We start from the raw sequence: 17,404 nt of genomic DNA, 5'->3' as shown, positions 1-17,404 counted from the left end.
TCCAATGAGCTCCTCCCACTTCCCTTTCTACGAACCTGCCGAGCTGCTGGAGCAGGCCGCGCTCGATCTGCACGAGCTCGCCCGCCACTGCTGCACCAGCCCGCAATGGGTGATCGAACATGTACAGACCGGCGTCATCAGCTACGACAACGACGGCCAGGTGCGCGAGATCAGCCATGAGCAATGGCGCTTCAGCAGCCAGACACTGGTGCGTGCGCGCCGCATTGCCCAGCTGGAGCACAGTTTCGACGCCGACCCGCAGCTCGCCGCGCTGACAGCAGACCTCATCGAGGAGGTGCAGCAGCTGCGCCGCAGGCTGAGGAATCTGCAGGGATAAGCCCCCTCCTGAACCATCAGAAAAAGCAAAAGCCCTCGCACCGGAGTGACGAGGGCTTTTTTGCGGACCGCACACGGGGTGCAGCCTGCCGCAGGAATTAGCCGTGACGCTTGCCGGGCTGCTTCTTGCTGCGAGTGTGCGAACCACGCTCCAGGCTCACGCGCTGGCCACGGCCGGGAGTGGGCAGGGTCACGCCATTGGGTGCCTGGGGACGGGGAGTGGCCTTGCGGTCTGCTTCGGTAACGATCTTATTGCCCATGTCGAATTCTCAATTGGGAGGTTTAAAAGGAGCAATTAGGCCACAGCCAGAGAATTCGCGCCAAACAAATACAGACTTTCGGGTGCGGATTCTGTGTTTTTCAGCGAATGCCAGCCTCCCGAACCAGCGATTCGACGGCTACTGCAGGCCCACCAAGCCCCAAACCCGGCAGGGAAAGCCCTGCTCGGCATCACGTTGCGGCCGCCGCCGAACCGGCATCGATCCCGGCGGCTTCGACCAGCTGGCGCGTATAGGCCTGCCGCGGCGCCGTCAGCACCGCTTGCACATCGCCCTGCTCCACGATCTGCCCGTCCTTCATGACCAGCACCTCATGGGCCATGGCGCGAATCACGTCCACGTCGTGGGTGATGAGCAGATACGCCAGACCGCGCTCCTTCTGCAGCCGCTGCAGCAGCGCCAGCACCTGCTGCTGGATGGTCACATCGAGCGCGCTCGTGGGCTCATCCAGCACCAGGATCTCAGGCTCCAGTATGAGTGCCCGCGATATCGCCAGGCGCTGTCGCTGCCCGCCCGAGAATTCATGCGGATAGCGCTGCAGCAGACCGGGGAACTGGGCCTCGGTCAGCCCCACCTCCTGCAGCATCTTGAGCACGCGCTCGCGCCGCGGCCCGGGGGCGATCTGGGGTGCATGAATCTGCAGGCCTTCGCCGACGATCTCCTCCACGGTCATGCGCGGCGACAGCGAGGAAAACGGATCCTGGAACACCACCTGGATCTTGCGCCGCAGCGCCAGATTGGCAACGGTGTTGCGGATGGCCGGCTGCTGCCATGGCCTGCCGGCTACCAGAAGCTCTCCGGTCGCCGGCAACAGACCCAGCACCGCCTGGGCCAGCGTGGATTTGCCGGAACCGGATTCACCGATCACGCCCAGGGTGCGGCCGGGCTTCAGCAGCACATCCGCACCCTTGACTGCCACGAATGCACCTTTGCCGAACCAGCCACGCATGCCGGGCAAGGGCGTGGCATAGCTCACCTGCAGGGCCTTGGCCTGCACCAAGGCCGTGTCGTCGTCCGGCACGGCTCCCTCCACCACATTGCGCACCGGCCGGCTGGCCAACAGCTTTCGGGTATAGGCATGCTGCGGGTTCTGCATCACTTGCGCCACGGCGCCCTGCTCCACCAGACGACCTTTTTCCATCACCGCCACGCGGTCGGCAAAGCGGCGCACCAGGTTCAGGTCATGGGTGATCATCAGCACGGCCATTCCGGTCTGCCGCTGCAGCTCGGACAGCAGATCCAGGATCTGGCCGCGCAGCGTCACATCCAGCGCCGTCGTCGGCTCGTCGGCCAGCAGCAGCCTGGGGCGACTGGCCAGCGCCATGGCGATCATGGCGCGCTGACGCTGCCCGCCGCTGAGCTGGTGAGGGAAGCTCTGCGCCCTGCGCCCGGCCTCGGGAATACCGGTCGTGGCCAGCAGCTCGACCGCCTGGGTCAAGGCCTGGGCACGGCTCAAGGCCTGCTTGAGCTGCAGCACCTCGGCCACCTGCGTGCCCACGGTCATCAGCGGGTTCAGCGCCGTCATCGGCTCCTGAAAGATCATGGCGATGTCGCCGCCGCGTATGCCCTGCATATCGCGCTCGGAAAGCCCCAGCAGATCGCGTCCGCCCAGCAGAGCCTGGCCGCCCAGCTGAGCCTCCCCCACCAGCCGAAGCAGCGACAGCGCGGTGACCGACTTGCCCGATCCGGATTCCCCCACCAGCGCCAGCTTTTCACCGGCAGACATCTCGAAGCTCACGCCCTGCACCACGGGCTTGCCTGCAAAAGACACGCTCAGATCGTGCACGCTCAGCAGCGGGCGGCGGCTCTCCATCCCGGTGTTCTCCTCGCTCATGGCTTGACTCCCGCACGCTTTGCGGCCTCCGTACGCGCCTGCTTGCGCGGGTCCAGCGCATCGCGCAGGGCGTCCCCCATAAAGGTCAGCAGCAACAGCGTCATGACCAGCACGCCAAAGGTGGACAGGGATATCCACCAGGCATCGATATTGTTCTTGCCCTGGCTCAGCAGCTCGCCGAGGCTGGGCGTACCCGGGGGAACGCCCAGGCCCAGAAAATCGAGCGAGGTCAGTGCCAGAATGGCTCCGCTCATGCGAAAGGGCAGAAAGGTGATCACCGGTGTCATGCTGTTGGGCAGGATGTGGCGAACGATGATGGAGCGATTGCTGGCCCCCAGCGCCTGGGCCGATTTCACATAGTCAAGCTGCCGGTTGCGCAGGAACTCGGCGCGCACATAGTCGGCCAGACCCATCCAGCCGAACAGGCTCAGCAGGATCAGCAGCAGCGAGACACTGGGTGCAAACAGCGCGCTGAAGATGATGAGCAGATAGAGCTCGGGCATGGAGCCCCAGATTTCCGTCAGGCGCTGAAAGGCCAGATCCGTCTTTCCGCCAAAAAAGCCCTGCACCGCTCCCGCCAGCACGCCCAACAGGACGCCGACGGCCGTCAGGGCCAGGCCGAACAGCACGCTGACGCGAAAGCCGTAGAGCAGCTGCGCCAGCAGATCACGCCCCCGGTCATCGGTACCCAGCCAGTTGTCTGCCGAAGGGGCAGAAGGATTGGGTGCCTTGGCAAAGTAGTTGATGGTGGACTTGCCATATCGGTTGATGGGAAAAATCGCCCAGTTCTCGCCTTCGTCAAGCCTTTGCCGAATGAAGGGGTCCAGGTAGTCGGTCGGCGTGTGGAAGTCGCCGCCGAACGTGGTTTCCGGGTAATCGTGCAGCAGCGGCAGATAGGTCTTGCCGTCATAGCGCACGATGAGCGGTTTGTCGTTGGACAGAAGTTCGGCAAACAGGCTGAGCACCACCAGCACCGAGAAGACCACCAGGCTGACAAAGCCCAGCCGGTTGGACCTGAAGCGCCGCCAGGCCCGGCGCCCCGGGGACTCGGACCGGGTCGCCGACGCGGCCGGCACGGCGTCGGCTACGGGACTCATCGCTGTCTGCGCTTGAGAGGATTCGGCTTGAGGCTTTATCTGCATGACTCAATCAAACTTGACCCGGGGGTCTACCCAGACATAGCAAAGATCGCTGATGAGCTTGGTCACCAGTCCGATCAGCGTGAAAAGATACAACGTGCCCAGCACCACCGGAAAATCGCGGCGAATCACGCTCTCATAGCTGAGCAGACCCAGACCGTCGAGCGAGAACAGGGTCTCGATCAGCAGCGCCCCGGCGAAGAAGGCACCGATGAAGGCCGACGGGAATCCCGTGACGATGGGGATCAGCGCATTGCGAAATACATGCTTGTAGAGCACCTGGCGCTCTGACAACCCCTTGGCACGTGCCGTCAGCACATACTGCTTGCGGATCTCTTCGAGAAACGAGTTCTTGGTCAGCATGGACGTCACGGCGAAGCTGCCTGCCACCATGGCGGTCACGGGCAGCGCGATATGCCACAGGTAGTCCGCCACCTTGCCCATGGCGCTGAGCTCGTCGAAGTTGGCCGATGTCAGCCCGCGCAGCGGAAACCACTGCAACTGCCCGCCGAAGATGACCAGCAGCGCCACACCCAGCACAAAACCCGGGATGGCATAGCCGACGAGAATCAGAATCGTGGTTGCCAGATCGAAGCGCGAGCCCGCCCGCACGGCCTTGGCCACGCCCAGGGGCACTGCCACCAGGTAGCTGATGAGGAACGTCCACAGGCCCAGGCTGATGGACACCGGCAGCTTCTCCCTGACCAGCGCCCAGACGCTTTTGTTCTGGAAAAAGCTGGTGCCCAGATCAAAGCGCGCAAACTGCCCCAGCATCTGCACGAAGCGTTCGGCGGGCGGCTTGTCAAAGCCATACAGCGCCTTGATCTCCTCCAGGCGCCGGGGATCCACCCCCTGCCCCCCGCGATAGCTCATGGAAGCGCCCTCGGCCCCCTGCCCCGCACCAGCCTTGGCCTCGGCCAGGTACTGCTCCACCGGGCCGCCCGGCACGAACTGGATGACGACAAAGGTCAGCAGCAGCACGCCCAGCAGCGTGGGGATCATCAGCAAAATGCGTTTGAGAATATAGGCAAACATGGCGGCCTCAGATCATGGCTTGGTTGGGGCCCGGGCGGCGGCCTGCGGCGACTGTCTTGACCACCATGCATAGACAGCCCATAGCTCGCCCGGCGAGTAGGCCGGAATCTGCCCCGGCAGCGCCAGCCTCCAGGCGTCATAGACCATGCGGTGCGTGCCCGAGTAATACTGGGGAATCAGGTAGTGGCCATGCACGATGATGCGCTCCAGCGCGTGGCAGGCAGGCAGCAACTGCTGCTCGGACTTGGCCGCAGCCATCTGGGCGATGATGGCATCCACGGCCGGACTCTTGAGACCGACATAGTTGGAGGCCCCCTCCACATCGGCGGCGGCGCTGCCGAACAGCTCGGCATATTCCTGACCCGGGTTGTGCGTGCCGGGAACGTTCAGCGTCACGATGTCGAAATCGTATTTGTCCATGCGCTGCTGATACAGCGCATAGTCCACGCTGCGCACCTTGAGCGTGATACCCAGCTTTTCCAGATTGCGCATCCAGCTGCTGACGATCTTGACGCCGCTTTCGCTGCTGTCCAGGTATTCGAGCACCATGGGCTCGCCCCTGACATTGCGCAAGGCGCCATCCCGGACCGTCCAGCCGGCATCGGCCAGCAGCTTCTGCGCGCGGCGCAGATTGCCGCGCAGGCCCTCGCCTGTATCGGTGCGCGGCGGCTGGGCCATGGGCCCCAGCGTGGCCGGCGGCAGACTGCTCCTGTAGGGAGCAAGCAGGGCCAGCTCCGCCTCGCCGGGCTCGCCCCGGGTCTCGCACGCCGTGTTGCCGAACAGCCCGTGCACACGCTGGTAGGCGCCATAGAACATCTGGCGGTTCATCCACTCGTAGTCGTAGGCCAGACCCAGCGCCTCGCGCACGCGCACATCCTTGAGCTGCTCGCGCCGGATATTCAGGAAAAAGCTCTGAAAGCCCGAAGGCAGCTTGTTCTCGAACTGCCCCTTGACCAGCTCGCCCGACTCGAAGCGCCTGCCCGTCAGACGCCTGGCCCAGTCCCCTGCACTATTGATGCGCATGAGGTCGAACTCGCCGGCCTTGAGCGCCTCCAGTCGCGCCGTGCCGTCCTTGTAGATCTTGATGGTGACGCGGTCGAAATTGGCCAGACCGACACGCACCGGCAAGGCCGCCCCCCAGTAGTCCGGATCGCGGACATAGCTGATGTCCTTGCCGAACTTGACCGGACCGATCTTGTAGGGCCCGCTGCCAATGGGCGTGTCCATCACCACCTGATCGAAAGCCTTCGGCTTGCCATCCGCACCCAGTCCCCAGTCGCGGCTGAACACCGGCAGCAGGGTGCCCACGGTCAGCGGCAGGTCTCGATTGGGTTTCCTGAAACGAAAGCGCACCGTGCGCTCGGCGATCACGTCACAGCCGGCCACCTCGGCAAACAGCGTCTTGTAGCCGGGCGAGACATACTTGCTCAGCAGTGTCTCGAAGCTGTGCTTCACATCCTGGGCAAGCACGGGCTTGCCGTTGTGAAAGCGCGCCTGCTTGCGCAGCCTGAAGGTCGCGGACAGGCCGTCGGGTGCCACCTCCACATCCTCGGCCAGCAGACCGTAGCCCGTGGCCGTCTCGTCCAGACTGGCGGTCAGCAGAGTCTCGAACAGCATGTCCGCCAGATAGGCGGGGGGCGAACCCTTGATGGTGAAAGGGTTGTACTTGTCGAAGGTCGAATAGCGCAGATTGCTGACCATGCGCAGTTCGCCCCCCTTGGGCGCTGCGGGGTTCACATAGTCAAAGTGCTTGAAGTCGGCCGCGTACCTGGGTTGACCCCAGAGCGCATAGCCATGTGCCGCCAGGACAGGTGTGGCAACTTGGGTGCTGACAATCAGGGCTGAGCAAATCATCCAATGGCGCATGCGACAATTCTGCACTACCCCGACTGGTTCGCACCCAGTTCGAGCGGATACGTTTTCAAAGATGGCGCGTCTGCCACAGATGCCGTCATCGCCTCTTTCATTTTTCTTTGGAGAACAACAATGGGTTTTCTCGCCGGTAAAAAGCTGCTGATCACGGGCGTTCTGTCCAACCGTTCCATCGCCTACGGCATCGCCAAGGCCTGCCACGAGCAAGGCGCAGAACTGGCTTTCAGCTACGTGGGCGAGCGCTTCAAGGATCGCATCACCGAGTTCGCTTCCGAATTCAACTCGAGCCTGGTGTTCGACTGCGACGTGGCCGACGACGCGCAGATCGAAGCCATGTTCAAGGGCCTGGGCGATGCCTGGGGCAAGTTCGACGGTTTTGTGCACTCCATCGGTTTTGCCCCCCGCGAAGCCATTGCCGGCAACTTCCTCGACGGCCTGAGCCGCGAATCCTTCAAGATCGCCCACGACATCAGCGCCTACAGCTTCCCAGCGATGGCCAAGGCAGCCCTGCCCTACCTGAACGACAAGTCCTCGCTGCTGACCCTCTCCTACCTGGGCGCTCTGCGCTCCATCCCCAACTACAACACCATGGGTCTGGCCAAGGCATCGCTGGAGGCTTCCGTGCGCTACCTGGCCGAAGCCGTGGGCCGCACCGCCGACGGCCGCGCCATCCGCGCCAACGGCATCTCCGCCGGCCCCATCAAGACGCTGGCAGCCTCGGGCATCAAGGACTTCGGCAAGCTGCTGGGCCGCGTGGCCGATGCCGCGCCCCTGCGCCGCAATGTGACGATTGAAGACGTGGGCAATGTTGCAGCCTTCCTGCTGTCCGACCTGGCCTCCGGCGTGACCGCCGAGATCACCTATGTGGATGGCGGCTTCAGCCAGACCGCCGGCCTGTCGGCCGATCAGGTCTGAGCCCATCGCTCCTGAGGAGACCAGCCCCGCAGGCCTCGAAGGCCTGCGGGGTTTTGCCTTTCTGGCGCCGGGCACCGACATCTTGGCCCTTGCCCTACAAGCACAGTAGAGCACTGACGCTATGGTTCACAGTGTTTTCTCCATGGTTCTGACGAATATTCAAGAGGAGCTTGCATGCCATATCGTTTTCTCATCCTGGCCGCATCCACCGCTGCACTGACGGCCTGCAGCACGCCCGAACCCCAGCCCGCTCAGGCCATCGCCAGATTGCAGGCCACGTCGGGCAGCAAGGTCGGCGGCGATGTGAAATTCACCCAGAAGACGGGCCAGCAGGTCGTGATCAATGCCGTGATTCACGGCCTCCAGCCGAATTCGGAGCACGGCTTCCACATTCACGACAAGGGCGACTGCGGCGACAACGGCAATGCCGCTGCCGGCCACTTCAATCCGCTGGGCAATCCGCATGGAAAATATGACTCGACCCAGCACCACATGGGGGATCTGCCCAGCCTGAAGGCCGACTCCAACGGCGTGGCTACCGTCAATGTGCAGTCGGCAGACATCACCTTGCTGGCCGGCCCTGGCAATGTCATAGGCCGGGCCGTCATCGTCCATGCCCAGCCCGACGACTACACCACCCAGCCCACGGGCAATGCTGGCGCACGCATCGCCTGCGCCGTCATCAGCCGCGACTGAGACCCTGCCCCATGACCCGGGCCGCTGCTCGCTGCAGCGGCTTTTTACATGGGCCTTGCGGAAGGCAGGACGGCGTGCACGCCTGCGCAGCAGCCACCAGTTCGCCAGCCGTGGCGAACGGAGGATCGCGACTGCGGCGCGGTGTGCACCGGACTGGCCGGGCTCCGGGCTGACGGCGCACGAGTGCAGAAGCCCGCGCCCTCTGGCCCGCAGAACAGGTTTTCGGCCAGGGCCCTCAGGCCCGTGACTCAGGCTCTTTCGCAGCCCGCAAGCGCCGGCCATGCGTTGCAAGCCCGCAGCGCCCGAATCTATGGCAGTTGCGCCCCCAGATCACGCGCGGCCTGCAACACGTTTTTGACATAGCGCTCGTCATAGCGATGCGCAGGCATGGTCAGCGTCAAGGCTGCGGCCAGCTCGCCGCTGCGGCGGAAAACCGGGGCCGAAATGCCGGCAATCTCGCTGTGCCTGTCACCCACCAGGGCTTCGTAGCCATCGGCCCGTACACGCGCATAGTGGCTGCGATTTTTCTTCATCCAGTCGCCCAGTTCCGGATCGAAAGCGACCAGCACGCGCCCGCCAGCGCCTTTGTCCAGGGGCAGCAGATCGCCGGTGCGCGCATGGTCGCGCACCGGATGCGGCGAATCCACACGGTACAGACACAGGCGTTCGCGCCCCTGGCGCACATGGTAGGCCGCGCTCTCGCCCGTGGCCTGGACCAGTGCGCGCAGCACCGGCATGACCAGCTTGTCCAGCGAAAAGCTCTGCTCGTAAACCGCGTGCAGCCTGGCCACGGCCGCCCCCACCCCATAGCGCCCATCATCCTGGCGCTGCACCCAGCCTCCATGCTCCAGCGAGGCCAGCAGCCTCAGCACCGTACTTTTGTAAAGACGCGTGCGTTCGGCCAGCTCGGCCAGGCTCAGCGCGGCATCGCCATCCTGGAATGCGCTCAGCACGCTCAGGGCACGGTCCACAGCGGCAACACCGCCAGGCGCAGCATTCTCGTCGGCAATGGATTCATTCAGGGGTTTACGCGGCATCAAAAACTCCTGCCCCTCGGCTTGACAGGGCATCAGGACACAAGGCAGTATTTCAATAGAAAGAATAGTGTTCTATCTAATAGAACAACATTAAAACACCGCGCAAGCAGCGATGCAAGCCCGAAATACAAGTGAGGCACCCATGTCATACCCCCAACGCTTCGATCTCCTGATCAGTGAAGTCGGCCCCCGCGACGGTCTCCAGTCTGTCTCTGCCACCATGAGCACGGCCGATAAATGCACCTGGATCGACGCCCTGGTGGCAGCGGGCGTGCAGGAAATCGAAGTCGGCTCCTTTGTCTCGCCCAAGCTGCTGCCGCAGATGGCCGATGCCGCCGAAGTCGTGCGCCACGCTGTCACCCACCCCGGCGTCACCGTCATGGCCCTGGTGCCCAACCTCAAGGGGGCCGAAGCCGCCATGCGCGCCGGCGCGCACAAGATCACCATGCCGGTATCGGCCAGCCCTGCGCACTCCATGGCCAATGTCCGCAAGACGCCTGAACAGATGGTGGAGGAGGTGCGCAGCATCGCCAGGCTGCGCAACGAGATCGCCCCCGGCGTACATATCGAGGCAGGAATCTCCACCGCTTTCGGCTGCACCTTGCAGGGCCTGGTGCCCGAGGACGAGGTGATCGCTCTGGCTGCAGCCTGCGTGGCCGCCGGCGCCGACGAATCGGGGCTGTCGGACACCACGGGCATGGCCAACCCGGCCCAGGTCAAGCGCCTGTTCACGCGCCTGCGCAGCGAACTCGGCGACCGGGCCGGCGCCGCACACATGCACAACACCCGAGGACTCGGCCTGGCCAACTGCCTGGCCGCCTATGAGGCGGGCGTGCGCACTTTCGATGCCTCCCAGGCCGGACTGGGCGGCTGCCCCTATGCCCCCGGTGCCTCGGGCAATGTGGTGACCGAAGACCTGGTCTTCATGTTCGAAGCCATGGGACTGCGCACCGGCATTGACATTGAGCGATTGCTTGCAGCGCGAGAAACGCTGGCCGCCGGCCTGCCGGGCGAAGCGCTTTACGGCATGCTGCCACCCGCAGGCCTGCCCAAGGGCTTTGTGCCTCACCGTTACTGATCACGCAGCGGCCTGCAACCGCGGCCGAAAACAAGAAGAGATGAATATGTACTCCTCAACCGAATCCGCCGTCACCGGCACCCCCCCCCTGCCCTATGCCGGCATCCGCGTGGTGGAATTCACCCATATGGTCATGGGCCCGAGCTGCGGCCTGATGCTGGCCGATCTGGGCGCAGAAGTCATCAAGGTCGAGCCTGTGGGTCACGGCCGCAACGGAGATGCCACACGCAAGCTGCTGGGCTCGGGATCGGGCTTTTTCCCGCTGTTCAACCGCAACAAGAAAAGCCTGACGCTGGATCTGCAGACCCCCGAGGGCCAGGAAGCGGCGCTGCGGCTGATCGCCACGGCCGATGTAGTGACCGAGAACTTCAAGCCGGGCACCATGGCCAAGCTCGGTCTGGACTATGAAAGTCTCAAGCAGCAGTTTCCACGCCTCATCTACGTGAGCCACAAAGGGTTTCTGCCCGGCCCCTACGAGCACCGCACGGCCCTGGACGAGGTGGTGCAGATGATGGGCGGCCTGGCCTATATGACAGGACGCCCCGGCGACCCGCTGCGCGCGGGCACCAGTGTCAACGACATCATGGGCGGCATGTTCGGTGCCATGGGTGCCATGGCAGCCCTGGCGCAGCGCGAGAAAACGGGCAAGGGCCAGGAAGTGCAAAGCGCACTGTTCGAGAACAATGTGTTTCTGATCGCCCAGCACATGATGCAGTACGCAGTGACCGGCAAGCCCGCAGCCCCGATGCCCGCGCGCATTTCGGCCTGGGCCATCTACGACGTGTTCGAAGTTCAGGGCGGCGAGCAGATCTTTCTGGCCGTGGTCAGCGATGGCGCATGGCGCGAGTTCTGCGATGCCTTCGGCCTGGCCCAGCTGCGCGACGATCCGCGCCTTGGCAGCAACAACGACCGCGTGCAGGCCCGCAGCTGGCTGATGCCGCTGCTGCGCGAAACCATGGCCGGCTATAGCGCCACGCATATTGCCCAGATCTTCGAGGACAAGGGCCTGCCGTTCGCGCCCATCGCCCGTCCGCACGACCTGCTCGAGGACCCGCACCTCAACGCCACCGGCGCGCTGGCCCCCATCACCTTGCCCGACGGCCGCGACAGCAAGACCGTGCTGCTGCCGCTGACCCTGGACGGCAAGCATCTGCAGGTGCGCCTCTCGCCGCCCAGGCTCGGCGAGCACAGCCTGGAGATTCTGACGGCGCTGGGCTATAGCCAGGATCAGGCCCAGGCACTGGCACAGGGCCAGTCCGACTGAGCGGCCCTGCGCGGCCATCGCTGCGCACCACACGCCCCCAGAACAGGACGCCCAGGCGCGCCCTGCGGGATTCTTTACCCCAACTTCCAGATTTCAGGAGACAAAACCATGCCACACAGCCCTTCCTACCGACACCCGAACCGCCGCCTGACGATGGCAGCATGCGCGCTGACGGCCATGACGCTTGCCGCAGGCAGTGCTGCGGCCCAGCCCGGCGAATGGCCCTCCAAGTCCATCCGCATGGTCGTGCCCTTCACGCCTGGCGGCGGCACCGACACGGTGACGCGCCAGATCAGCGAGCGCATGGCGACCGCGAACCGCTGGGTCATCGTGGTGGACAACAAGCCCGGCGCAGGCGGGAATATCGGACTGGATGCCGTCGCCAAGGCACCGGCCGACGGCTATACCTTCGGCATGGGACAGACCGCCAATCTGGCCATCAATCCCTCGCTGCTGCCCAGCATGCCGTTCAACGCCAAGACCGATCTGCTTCCCGTGGCGCTGGTGGCCTCGCAGCCCGTGGTGCTGGTCGTGCCCACCGATTCGCCCTGGAAATCGCTGCAGGATCTGATCGCCGCAGCCAAGGCCCAGCCCGGCGCCATCAAGCAAGGCCTGGCTTCCACGGGCACCGTCGGCCATCTCGCAGGGGAAATGCTGTCCTTCAAGGCCAAGATCGATGTGCTCAACGTGCCTTACAAGGGCGCCGCGCCGGCCGTGACCGATCTGCTGGGCAAGCAGACCCACTATATGTTCGGCACACCCCAGGCGGTCTACCCCATGATCAAGGGCCAGCGCCTGCGCGCACTGGCCGTGACCTCGGCCAAGCGTCTTGCCATCCTGCCCCAGGTTCCTACCGTGGCAGAGTCCGGATTTCCCGGCTTCGAAGCCGTGGACTGGAAGCTGATCGTGGCCCCCAGAAACACGCCTGCAGCGCTGGCGCAGAAGATCAACGCCGCAGTGAACACCGGCTTGCAGGACCCTGCCGTGCTCAGGCAGCTGCAGTCCGAAGGCAGTACGCCCATGGGCGGCAGTCTTCAGGATGCCCAGGCCTATCTGCAGAAGGAGCAGGCCAGCTGGGCCGCGCTGATCCGCGACGCGAAGATTACTCTGGAATAGCCATCAAACGCAGGAGCGGCTTGCGCAATCACCACCTGTGCCTCGAATAGCTTCATGCCTATACACAACTCAGTGCAGGCGCAAGCAGCTACTATTTATGCTGCATGCGGCGCAGCCGCTGAATGAACAGCACGGCCAGGCTCGCGCCTGCGGCATTGGCCAGCGCATCGAGCCACTCGCCTGACCGCGTGGTGGAGAAGCCGGCCTGCAGCAGCTCGATCGCACCGCCATAGCCGGCACAGACCAGCACCACGGCCAGGGCTTTCCCGGCGGTCCAGCGCAATCCCGTAGCATGCGCACGCGCCAGCCCCGCGCAGCAGAGCAAACCCGCCAGCACCGCATGCAGGCCGGCATGCACCAGCTTGTCCGTGTGCTCGACGCCACGCAGAAACGGGAACAGCCCGAGAATCATCCCGCCGCTGCTGCCGGTCTCATTGAGGCAGCCCCAGAGCATGAACAAGGCCCAGCCCAGGCTGGCTGCAGCCAACAGTCTCCACAGAGGCACGGCGCCGGCCGGTTGCAGGAATGAAGGCATGGCAGGGATATGAAAAAGCCCGAAGTGCAGGCACTCCGGGCTGATGGGCAAAAAGCCGGGATCGCCCCGGCCTTGCACAAGCCAAGGCTTATGCAGCCTTTCTTGCCGTTTTGGCCGCAGCCTTCGCTGCAGGCTTCGCAGCAGACTTGGCAGCCGCCTTTGTTGCCGCCTTTTTGGCAGGCGCCTTGGCGCCTGTCGTGGCTCCGCGCGCCGCAGCCGTCTTCTTGGCAGCAGGCTTCTTCAACGCAACCGTCTTCTTCACTGCCACAGGCTTGACGCTTTCCTCGGCCACGCAGTCCGCGTAGTAGCGGATCTCGCCGTTTTCGTCTTCCAGTTCCACCAGGCCGTGGATATCGGTCTCGAAGCCCGGGCACTCCTTGGCGAACTCACGCGCGAACACCAGGTAGTCCACGATCTTCTTGTTGAAGACTTCACCAGGGATCAGCAGCGGAATTCCGGGGGGGTACGGCGTGACCAGGCCCACGGTGGTGCGGCCGACCAGGTGGTCGATTTCCACACGCTCGGTCTTGCGCTGCGCGATATGCGCATAGGCATCCGAGGGCTTCATCGCAGGCTTGAGATCCGACAGATACATCTCGGTCGTCAGGCGGGCAATGTCGTACTTGGCATACAGCTCGTGCACGTGCTGGCACAGGTCCTTGAGGCCCATGCGCTCGTAGCGGCGGTGCTGCTGACAGAACTCGGGCAGGATGCGCGCCAGCGGCTGGTTGCGGTCGTAGTCGTCCTTGAACTGCTGCAGCGCCGTCAGCATGGTGTTCCAGCGGCCCTTGGTGATACCGATGGTGAACATGATGAAGAAGGAATACAGGCCGGTCTTCTCGACCACCACGCCGTGCTCGGCCAGGTATTTGGTGACGATGGACGCAGGAATGCCGGTGTCGGCAAAGTCGCCGTCCAGATCCAGCCCGGGCGTGACGATGGTGGACTTGATCGGGTCCAGCATGTTGAAGCCGTCGGCCAGATCGCCAAAACCGTGCCAGTTGTCGAACTCCTTGCCGTTCTTTTTGGAGCGGGTCTTGGTCGATGCATCGGTGCCGCGGATGATCCAGTCCTGGGCCGTGCCCACGCCCTCCTCGGCCAAGGCTTCAGGACCCCAGACCTCGAACCACCAGTCGTCGTCGCCGAACTCGTCTTCCACCTTGCGCATGGCGCGCCGGAAGTCCAGCGCCTCGACAATCGACTCCTCCACCAGAGCCGTGCCGCCGGGGGGCTCCATCATGGCGGCAGCCACGTCGCAGCTGGCAATGATGCTGTACTGGGGACTGGTCGAGGTGTGCATCAGGTACGCCTCGTTGAACAGCGGGTGATCCAGCTTCTCCGTCTGGCTGTCCTGCACCAGGACATGAGAGGCCTGACTGATGCCGGCCAGCAGCTTGTGGATGGACTGGGTGGCATAGACCACCGAGTGCACCGGGCGCTTGCGCTTCTTGCCCATGGCGTGATAGCTGCCATAGAAGGGGTGGAAGGCCGCATGGGGCAGCCAGGCTTCATCGAAATGCAGATTGGCCACATAGCCGTCCAGCATGCTCTTGATGGTTTCCGTGTTGTAGAGCACGCCGTCGTAGGTGGACTGCGTCAGGGTCAGCACGCGCGGCTTGACCGCCTTGGCATCCACACCCTTGAGCAGCGGGTTGGCGGCAATCTTGGCCTGGATCGACTCCACGCTGAACTCGCTTTGCGGAATCGGGCCGATGATGCCGAAGTGATTGCGCGTGGGCTTGAGAAACACCGGAATCGCGCCGGTCATGATGATGGAGTGCAGGATGGACTTGTGGCAGTTGCGGTCCACCACCACCACATCGCCCGGGGCCACGGTGTGGTGCCAGACGATCTTGTTGGAAGTCGAGGTGCCATTGGTCACAAAGTAGCAGTGATCGGCATTGAAGATGCGTGCCGCATTGCGCTCGGACTCGCCGATGGCGCCGTTGTGGTCCAGCAGCTGGCCCAGCTCCTCCACGGCATTGCAAACGTCGGCGCGCAGCATGTTTTCACCGTAGAACTGGTGGTACATCTGGCCGACGGGACTCTTGAGAAAGGCCACGCCACCCGAGTGACCGGGGCAGTGCCAGCTGTAGGAGCCGTCTTCGGCGTAGTCGAGCAGCGCCTTGAAGAACGGGGGCTGGACGCTTTCCAGATAGCTCTTGGCTTCGCGGATGATGTGCTTGGCCACGAACTCGGGCGTATCCTCGAACATGTGGATGAAGCCATGCAGCTCACGCAGAATGTCGTTGGGCAGGTGACGGCTGGTCTTGGTCTCGCCGTAGATATAGATGGGCACCTCCTCATTCTTGCGGCGCACTTCACCGATGAAGTCGCGCAGGCTGTGAATGATGGGGTCCTTGTCGCCGCCGAGCTGGAATTCCTCGTCGTCGATCGACAAAATAAAGGCGCTGGCCCGGCTTTGCTGCTGGGCGAACTGCGACAGATCGCCATAGCTGGTCACGCCCAGGACTTCAAAGCCCTCTTCTTCAATGGCTTGAGCCAGGGCGCGGATGCCCAGTCCCGAGGTGTTCTCGGAACGATAGTCCTCGTCGATGATGACGATGGGAAAGCGAAACTTCATGAACAGCCTCCGTACCAATCAGGCCTAAAAAACGAAACAGCCGCGAAGTGTAAGGAATATCCTTATTGCGGCTTTGAAACAGGCTGTATTTAACCCAGAATGTGGTGCACTAAATACAGGCATTAACAGGAGCTCAGATATGGATCACTCCACCGCGTGGTGGTTGCTTGCAGGTTTGCTGGTCATTGCCGAACTGTTGACCGGTACTTTCTATCTCCTCATGCTGGCGCTCGGCGCCATGGCCGGAGCGCTTTGCGCCCACTTCGGCACAGGCAGCAGCAGCCAGATCGTCGCGGCGGCCGCGCTCGGCTCCGGCGCCGTCCTCGCCTGCTACCTGCTGCGCAAGCGCAGCCCGCGCAGACAGCCCGCCTCCAGCAATCGCGATGTCAACATGGATGTGGGCGAAACCGTGGTCGTGGAGCAGTGGAATGCCGACGGCACGGCCCAGGTCCGCTATCGCGGTGCCACCTGGACCGTCATGGGACGCCAGGGCGCCCTGCCCATTCCCGGCACTCATCGCGTGGCCGAAGTCATCGGCAACCGCCTTCTGGTCGACAAGATCTGATCATCCACCGGCCCCGGCATGGTTATGCTGGGCCCTGGAAAACCTCTCACTCTTTCTTCACACCAACGCCCCACAAGGGCTGGAGACAATATGGATTACGCAGTCCCCCTCGCCATCGCCATCATTGCCGTCATCTTCATCGTGCGCTCGATCAAGGTGGTTCCCCAGCAGCACGCATGGGTCAAGGAGCGTCTGGGCAAATATGCGGGAACGCTCACGCCCGGCCTGAACTTTCTGATCCCTTTCGTGGACCGCATCGCCTACAAGCACAGCCTCAAGGAAATTCCCCTGGACGTGCCCAGCCAGGTCTGCATCACGCGCGACAACACCCAGCTGACCGTGGACGGCATTCTCTACTTCCAGGTCACCGACCCCATGCGCGCCAGCTACGGCTCGTCCAACTACATCATGGCCGTCACCCAGCTCGCCCAGACCTCGCTGCGCAGCGTGATCGGCAAGCTGGAGCTGGACAAGACCTTTGAGGAACGCGACATGATCAACGCCCAGGTCGTCAATGCCATCGACGAGGCCGCGCTGAACTGGGGCGTGAAGGTGCTGCGCTACGAGATCAAGGATCTGACGCCGCCCGCAGAGATTCTGCGCGCCATGCAGGCCCAGATCACGGCCGAACGCGAGAAGCGGGCCCTGATCGCCGCCTCCGAAGGCCGCCGTCAGGAACAGATCAACATCGCCACCGGCGAGCGTGAGGCCTTCATTGCCCGCTCCGAAGGCGAAAAGCAGGCTGCCATCAACAAGGCCCAGGGTGAGGCAGCTGCCATCACCACCGTGGCAGAAGCCACGGGGCAGGCGCTGGAGCGTGTGGCCACGGCCATTCGCCAGCCCGGCGGCGAGCAGGCGGTTCAGCTCAAGGTGGCCGAGAGTGCGGTGGACGCCTACAGCAAGGTGGCGGCGGACGCCAACACCACCCTGGTCATCCCTGCGAACATGACGGAGGTCTCCGGCCTGATTGCCTCCGCCATGAAAATGGTGCAGGTGGGCAAGAGCGCCTGAGCGCCGCGCTTCATGCGCCGTGCAGAAAAGAACTTTCTGCACTTTCATTTTGAGGTCGAAATTTCTGGTTAGAATAGCGGCTTCATCACACGGAGCGGTGGATGAGTGG

Annotated in this window: 16 protein-coding genes; 8 read left to right on the top strand and 8 right to left on the bottom strand. The window is 63.6% G+C overall.

From position 1 onward, the window contains the following. The first annotated feature begins 4 nt into the window (after nucleotides 1-4). Nucleotides 5-337, top strand: coding sequence for a chaperone modulator CbpM (locus E2583_RS09845; RefSeq protein WP_291595303.1), 333 nt, complete (start codon nucleotides 5-7; stop codon nucleotides 335-337). A gap of 97 nt (nucleotides 338-434) precedes the next feature. Here the strand turns inward: E2583_RS09845 and E2583_RS09840 are convergent, their stop codons facing one another. The 5 genes from E2583_RS09840 to E2583_RS09820 all read right to left on the bottom strand — a co-directional run bounded on the left by E2583_RS09840 (nucleotide 435) and on the right by E2583_RS09820 (nucleotide 6,488). Further along, nucleotides 435-596 carry a hypothetical protein gene (locus E2583_RS09840; RefSeq protein WP_003056362.1) on the bottom strand — a complete coding sequence of 54 codons (162 nt, stop codon included), beginning with the start codon at nucleotides 594-596 and terminating at the stop codon, nucleotides 435-437. Between the two features lie 190 nt (nucleotides 597-786). After that, entirely contained in the window at nucleotides 787-2,448 is a 1,662-nt protein-coding gene (locus E2583_RS09835) for an ABC transporter ATP-binding protein (RefSeq protein ID WP_291595294.1), read from the bottom strand. Next, nucleotides 2,445-3,545, bottom strand: a complete 1,101-nt coding sequence (locus E2583_RS09830; protein WP_291595292.1) for an ABC transporter permease — start codon at nucleotides 3,543-3,545, stop codon at nucleotides 2,445-2,447. The genes E2583_RS09835 and E2583_RS09830 overlap by 4 nt, the downstream gene beginning before the upstream one ends. 48 nt (nucleotides 3,546-3,593) lie before the next feature. Next, nucleotides 3,594-4,622 (bottom strand): microcin C ABC transporter permease YejB, encoded by a 1,029-nt coding sequence (locus E2583_RS09825; RefSeq protein WP_291595290.1) that lies wholly within the window; start codon nucleotides 4,620-4,622, stop codon nucleotides 3,594-3,596. Nucleotides 4,623-4,634: 12 nt separating this feature from the next. Beyond that, on the bottom strand, nucleotides 4,635-6,488 hold the full coding sequence (locus tag E2583_RS09820; RefSeq protein ID WP_291595288.1) for an extracellular solute-binding protein: 1,854 nt from the start codon (nucleotides 6,486-6,488) through the stop codon (nucleotides 4,635-4,637). Nucleotides 6,489-6,608: 120 nt separating this feature from the next. On the opposite strand from E2583_RS09820, the gene fabI reads away from it, so the two are divergent. Further along, nucleotides 6,609-7,409 carry an enoyl-ACP reductase FabI gene (fabI, locus tag E2583_RS09815; protein WP_291595286.1) on the top strand — a complete coding sequence of 267 codons (801 nt, stop codon included), beginning with the start codon at nucleotides 6,609-6,611 and terminating at the stop codon, nucleotides 7,407-7,409. Nucleotides 7,410-7,583: 174 nt separating this feature from the next. Continuing rightward, nucleotides 7,584-8,105, top strand: a complete 522-nt coding sequence (locus E2583_RS09810) for a superoxide dismutase family protein (RefSeq protein WP_291595284.1) — start codon at nucleotides 7,584-7,586, stop codon at nucleotides 8,103-8,105. Between the two features lie 308 nt (nucleotides 8,106-8,413). On the opposite strand, the gene E2583_RS09805 is transcribed toward E2583_RS09810, so the two are convergent. Beyond that, on the bottom strand, nucleotides 8,414-9,142 hold the full coding sequence (locus E2583_RS09805; protein WP_291595282.1) for an IclR family transcriptional regulator: 729 nt from the start codon (nucleotides 9,140-9,142) through the stop codon (nucleotides 8,414-8,416). A gap of 142 nt (nucleotides 9,143-9,284) precedes the next feature. Between E2583_RS09805 and E2583_RS09800 the strand changes: the two genes are divergently transcribed. The 3 genes from E2583_RS09800 (at nucleotide 9,285) to E2583_RS09790 (ending at nucleotide 12,600) form a co-directional block, all read left to right on the top strand. Then, entirely contained in the window at nucleotides 9,285-10,220 is a 936-nt protein-coding gene (locus tag E2583_RS09800; RefSeq protein WP_291595280.1) for a hydroxymethylglutaryl-CoA lyase, read from the top strand. 46 nt (nucleotides 10,221-10,266) lie between these two features. Then, nucleotides 10,267-11,484: a CaiB/BaiF CoA-transferase family protein gene (locus E2583_RS09795; protein ID WP_291595278.1), complete on the top strand. Its 1,218-nt coding sequence runs from the start codon at nucleotides 10,267-10,269 to the stop codon at nucleotides 11,482-11,484. A gap of 153 nt (nucleotides 11,485-11,637) precedes the next feature. Beyond that, nucleotides 11,638-12,600: a tripartite tricarboxylate transporter substrate binding protein gene (locus tag E2583_RS09790; protein WP_291595342.1), complete on the top strand. Its 963-nt coding sequence runs from the start codon at nucleotides 11,638-11,640 to the stop codon at nucleotides 12,598-12,600. Nucleotides 12,601-12,691: 91 nt separating this feature from the next. Here E2583_RS09790 and E2583_RS09785 read toward each other — a convergent pair whose 3' ends face one another. Together E2583_RS09785 and E2583_RS09780 are read right to left on the bottom strand one after the other, a co-directional pair. Next, on the bottom strand, nucleotides 12,692-13,135 hold the full coding sequence (locus E2583_RS09785) for a VanZ family protein (protein ID WP_291595277.1): 444 nt from the start codon (nucleotides 13,133-13,135) through the stop codon (nucleotides 12,692-12,694). 88 nt (nucleotides 13,136-13,223) lie between these two features. Beyond that, a complete protein-coding gene (locus E2583_RS09780; RefSeq protein WP_291595275.1) occupies nucleotides 13,224-15,719 on the bottom strand; it encodes an arginine/lysine/ornithine decarboxylase in 2,496 nt (831 codons plus the stop codon). Between the two features lie 139 nt (nucleotides 15,720-15,858). Here E2583_RS09780 and E2583_RS09775 point away from each other — a divergent pair, with 139 nt between their 5' ends. Then, nucleotides 15,859-16,284: an NfeD family protein gene (locus E2583_RS09775; protein WP_291595272.1), complete on the top strand. Its 426-nt coding sequence runs from the start codon at nucleotides 15,859-15,861 to the stop codon at nucleotides 16,282-16,284. Between the two features lie 90 nt (nucleotides 16,285-16,374). Next, nucleotides 16,375-17,295 (top strand): stomatin-like protein, encoded by a 921-nt coding sequence (locus tag E2583_RS09770; RefSeq protein WP_291595270.1) that lies wholly within the window; start codon nucleotides 16,375-16,377, stop codon nucleotides 17,293-17,295. The last annotated feature ends 109 nt before the right edge of the window (nucleotides 17,296-17,404 follow it).

The organism is Comamonas sp., from assembly GCF_009360615.1.
Classification (GTDB): Bacteria; Pseudomonadota; Gammaproteobacteria; order Burkholderiales; family Burkholderiaceae_C; genus Comamonas.
The sequence above is the reverse complement of the archived record's forward strand: the minus strand, read 5'-3'. Positions and strand labels throughout refer to the sequence as shown.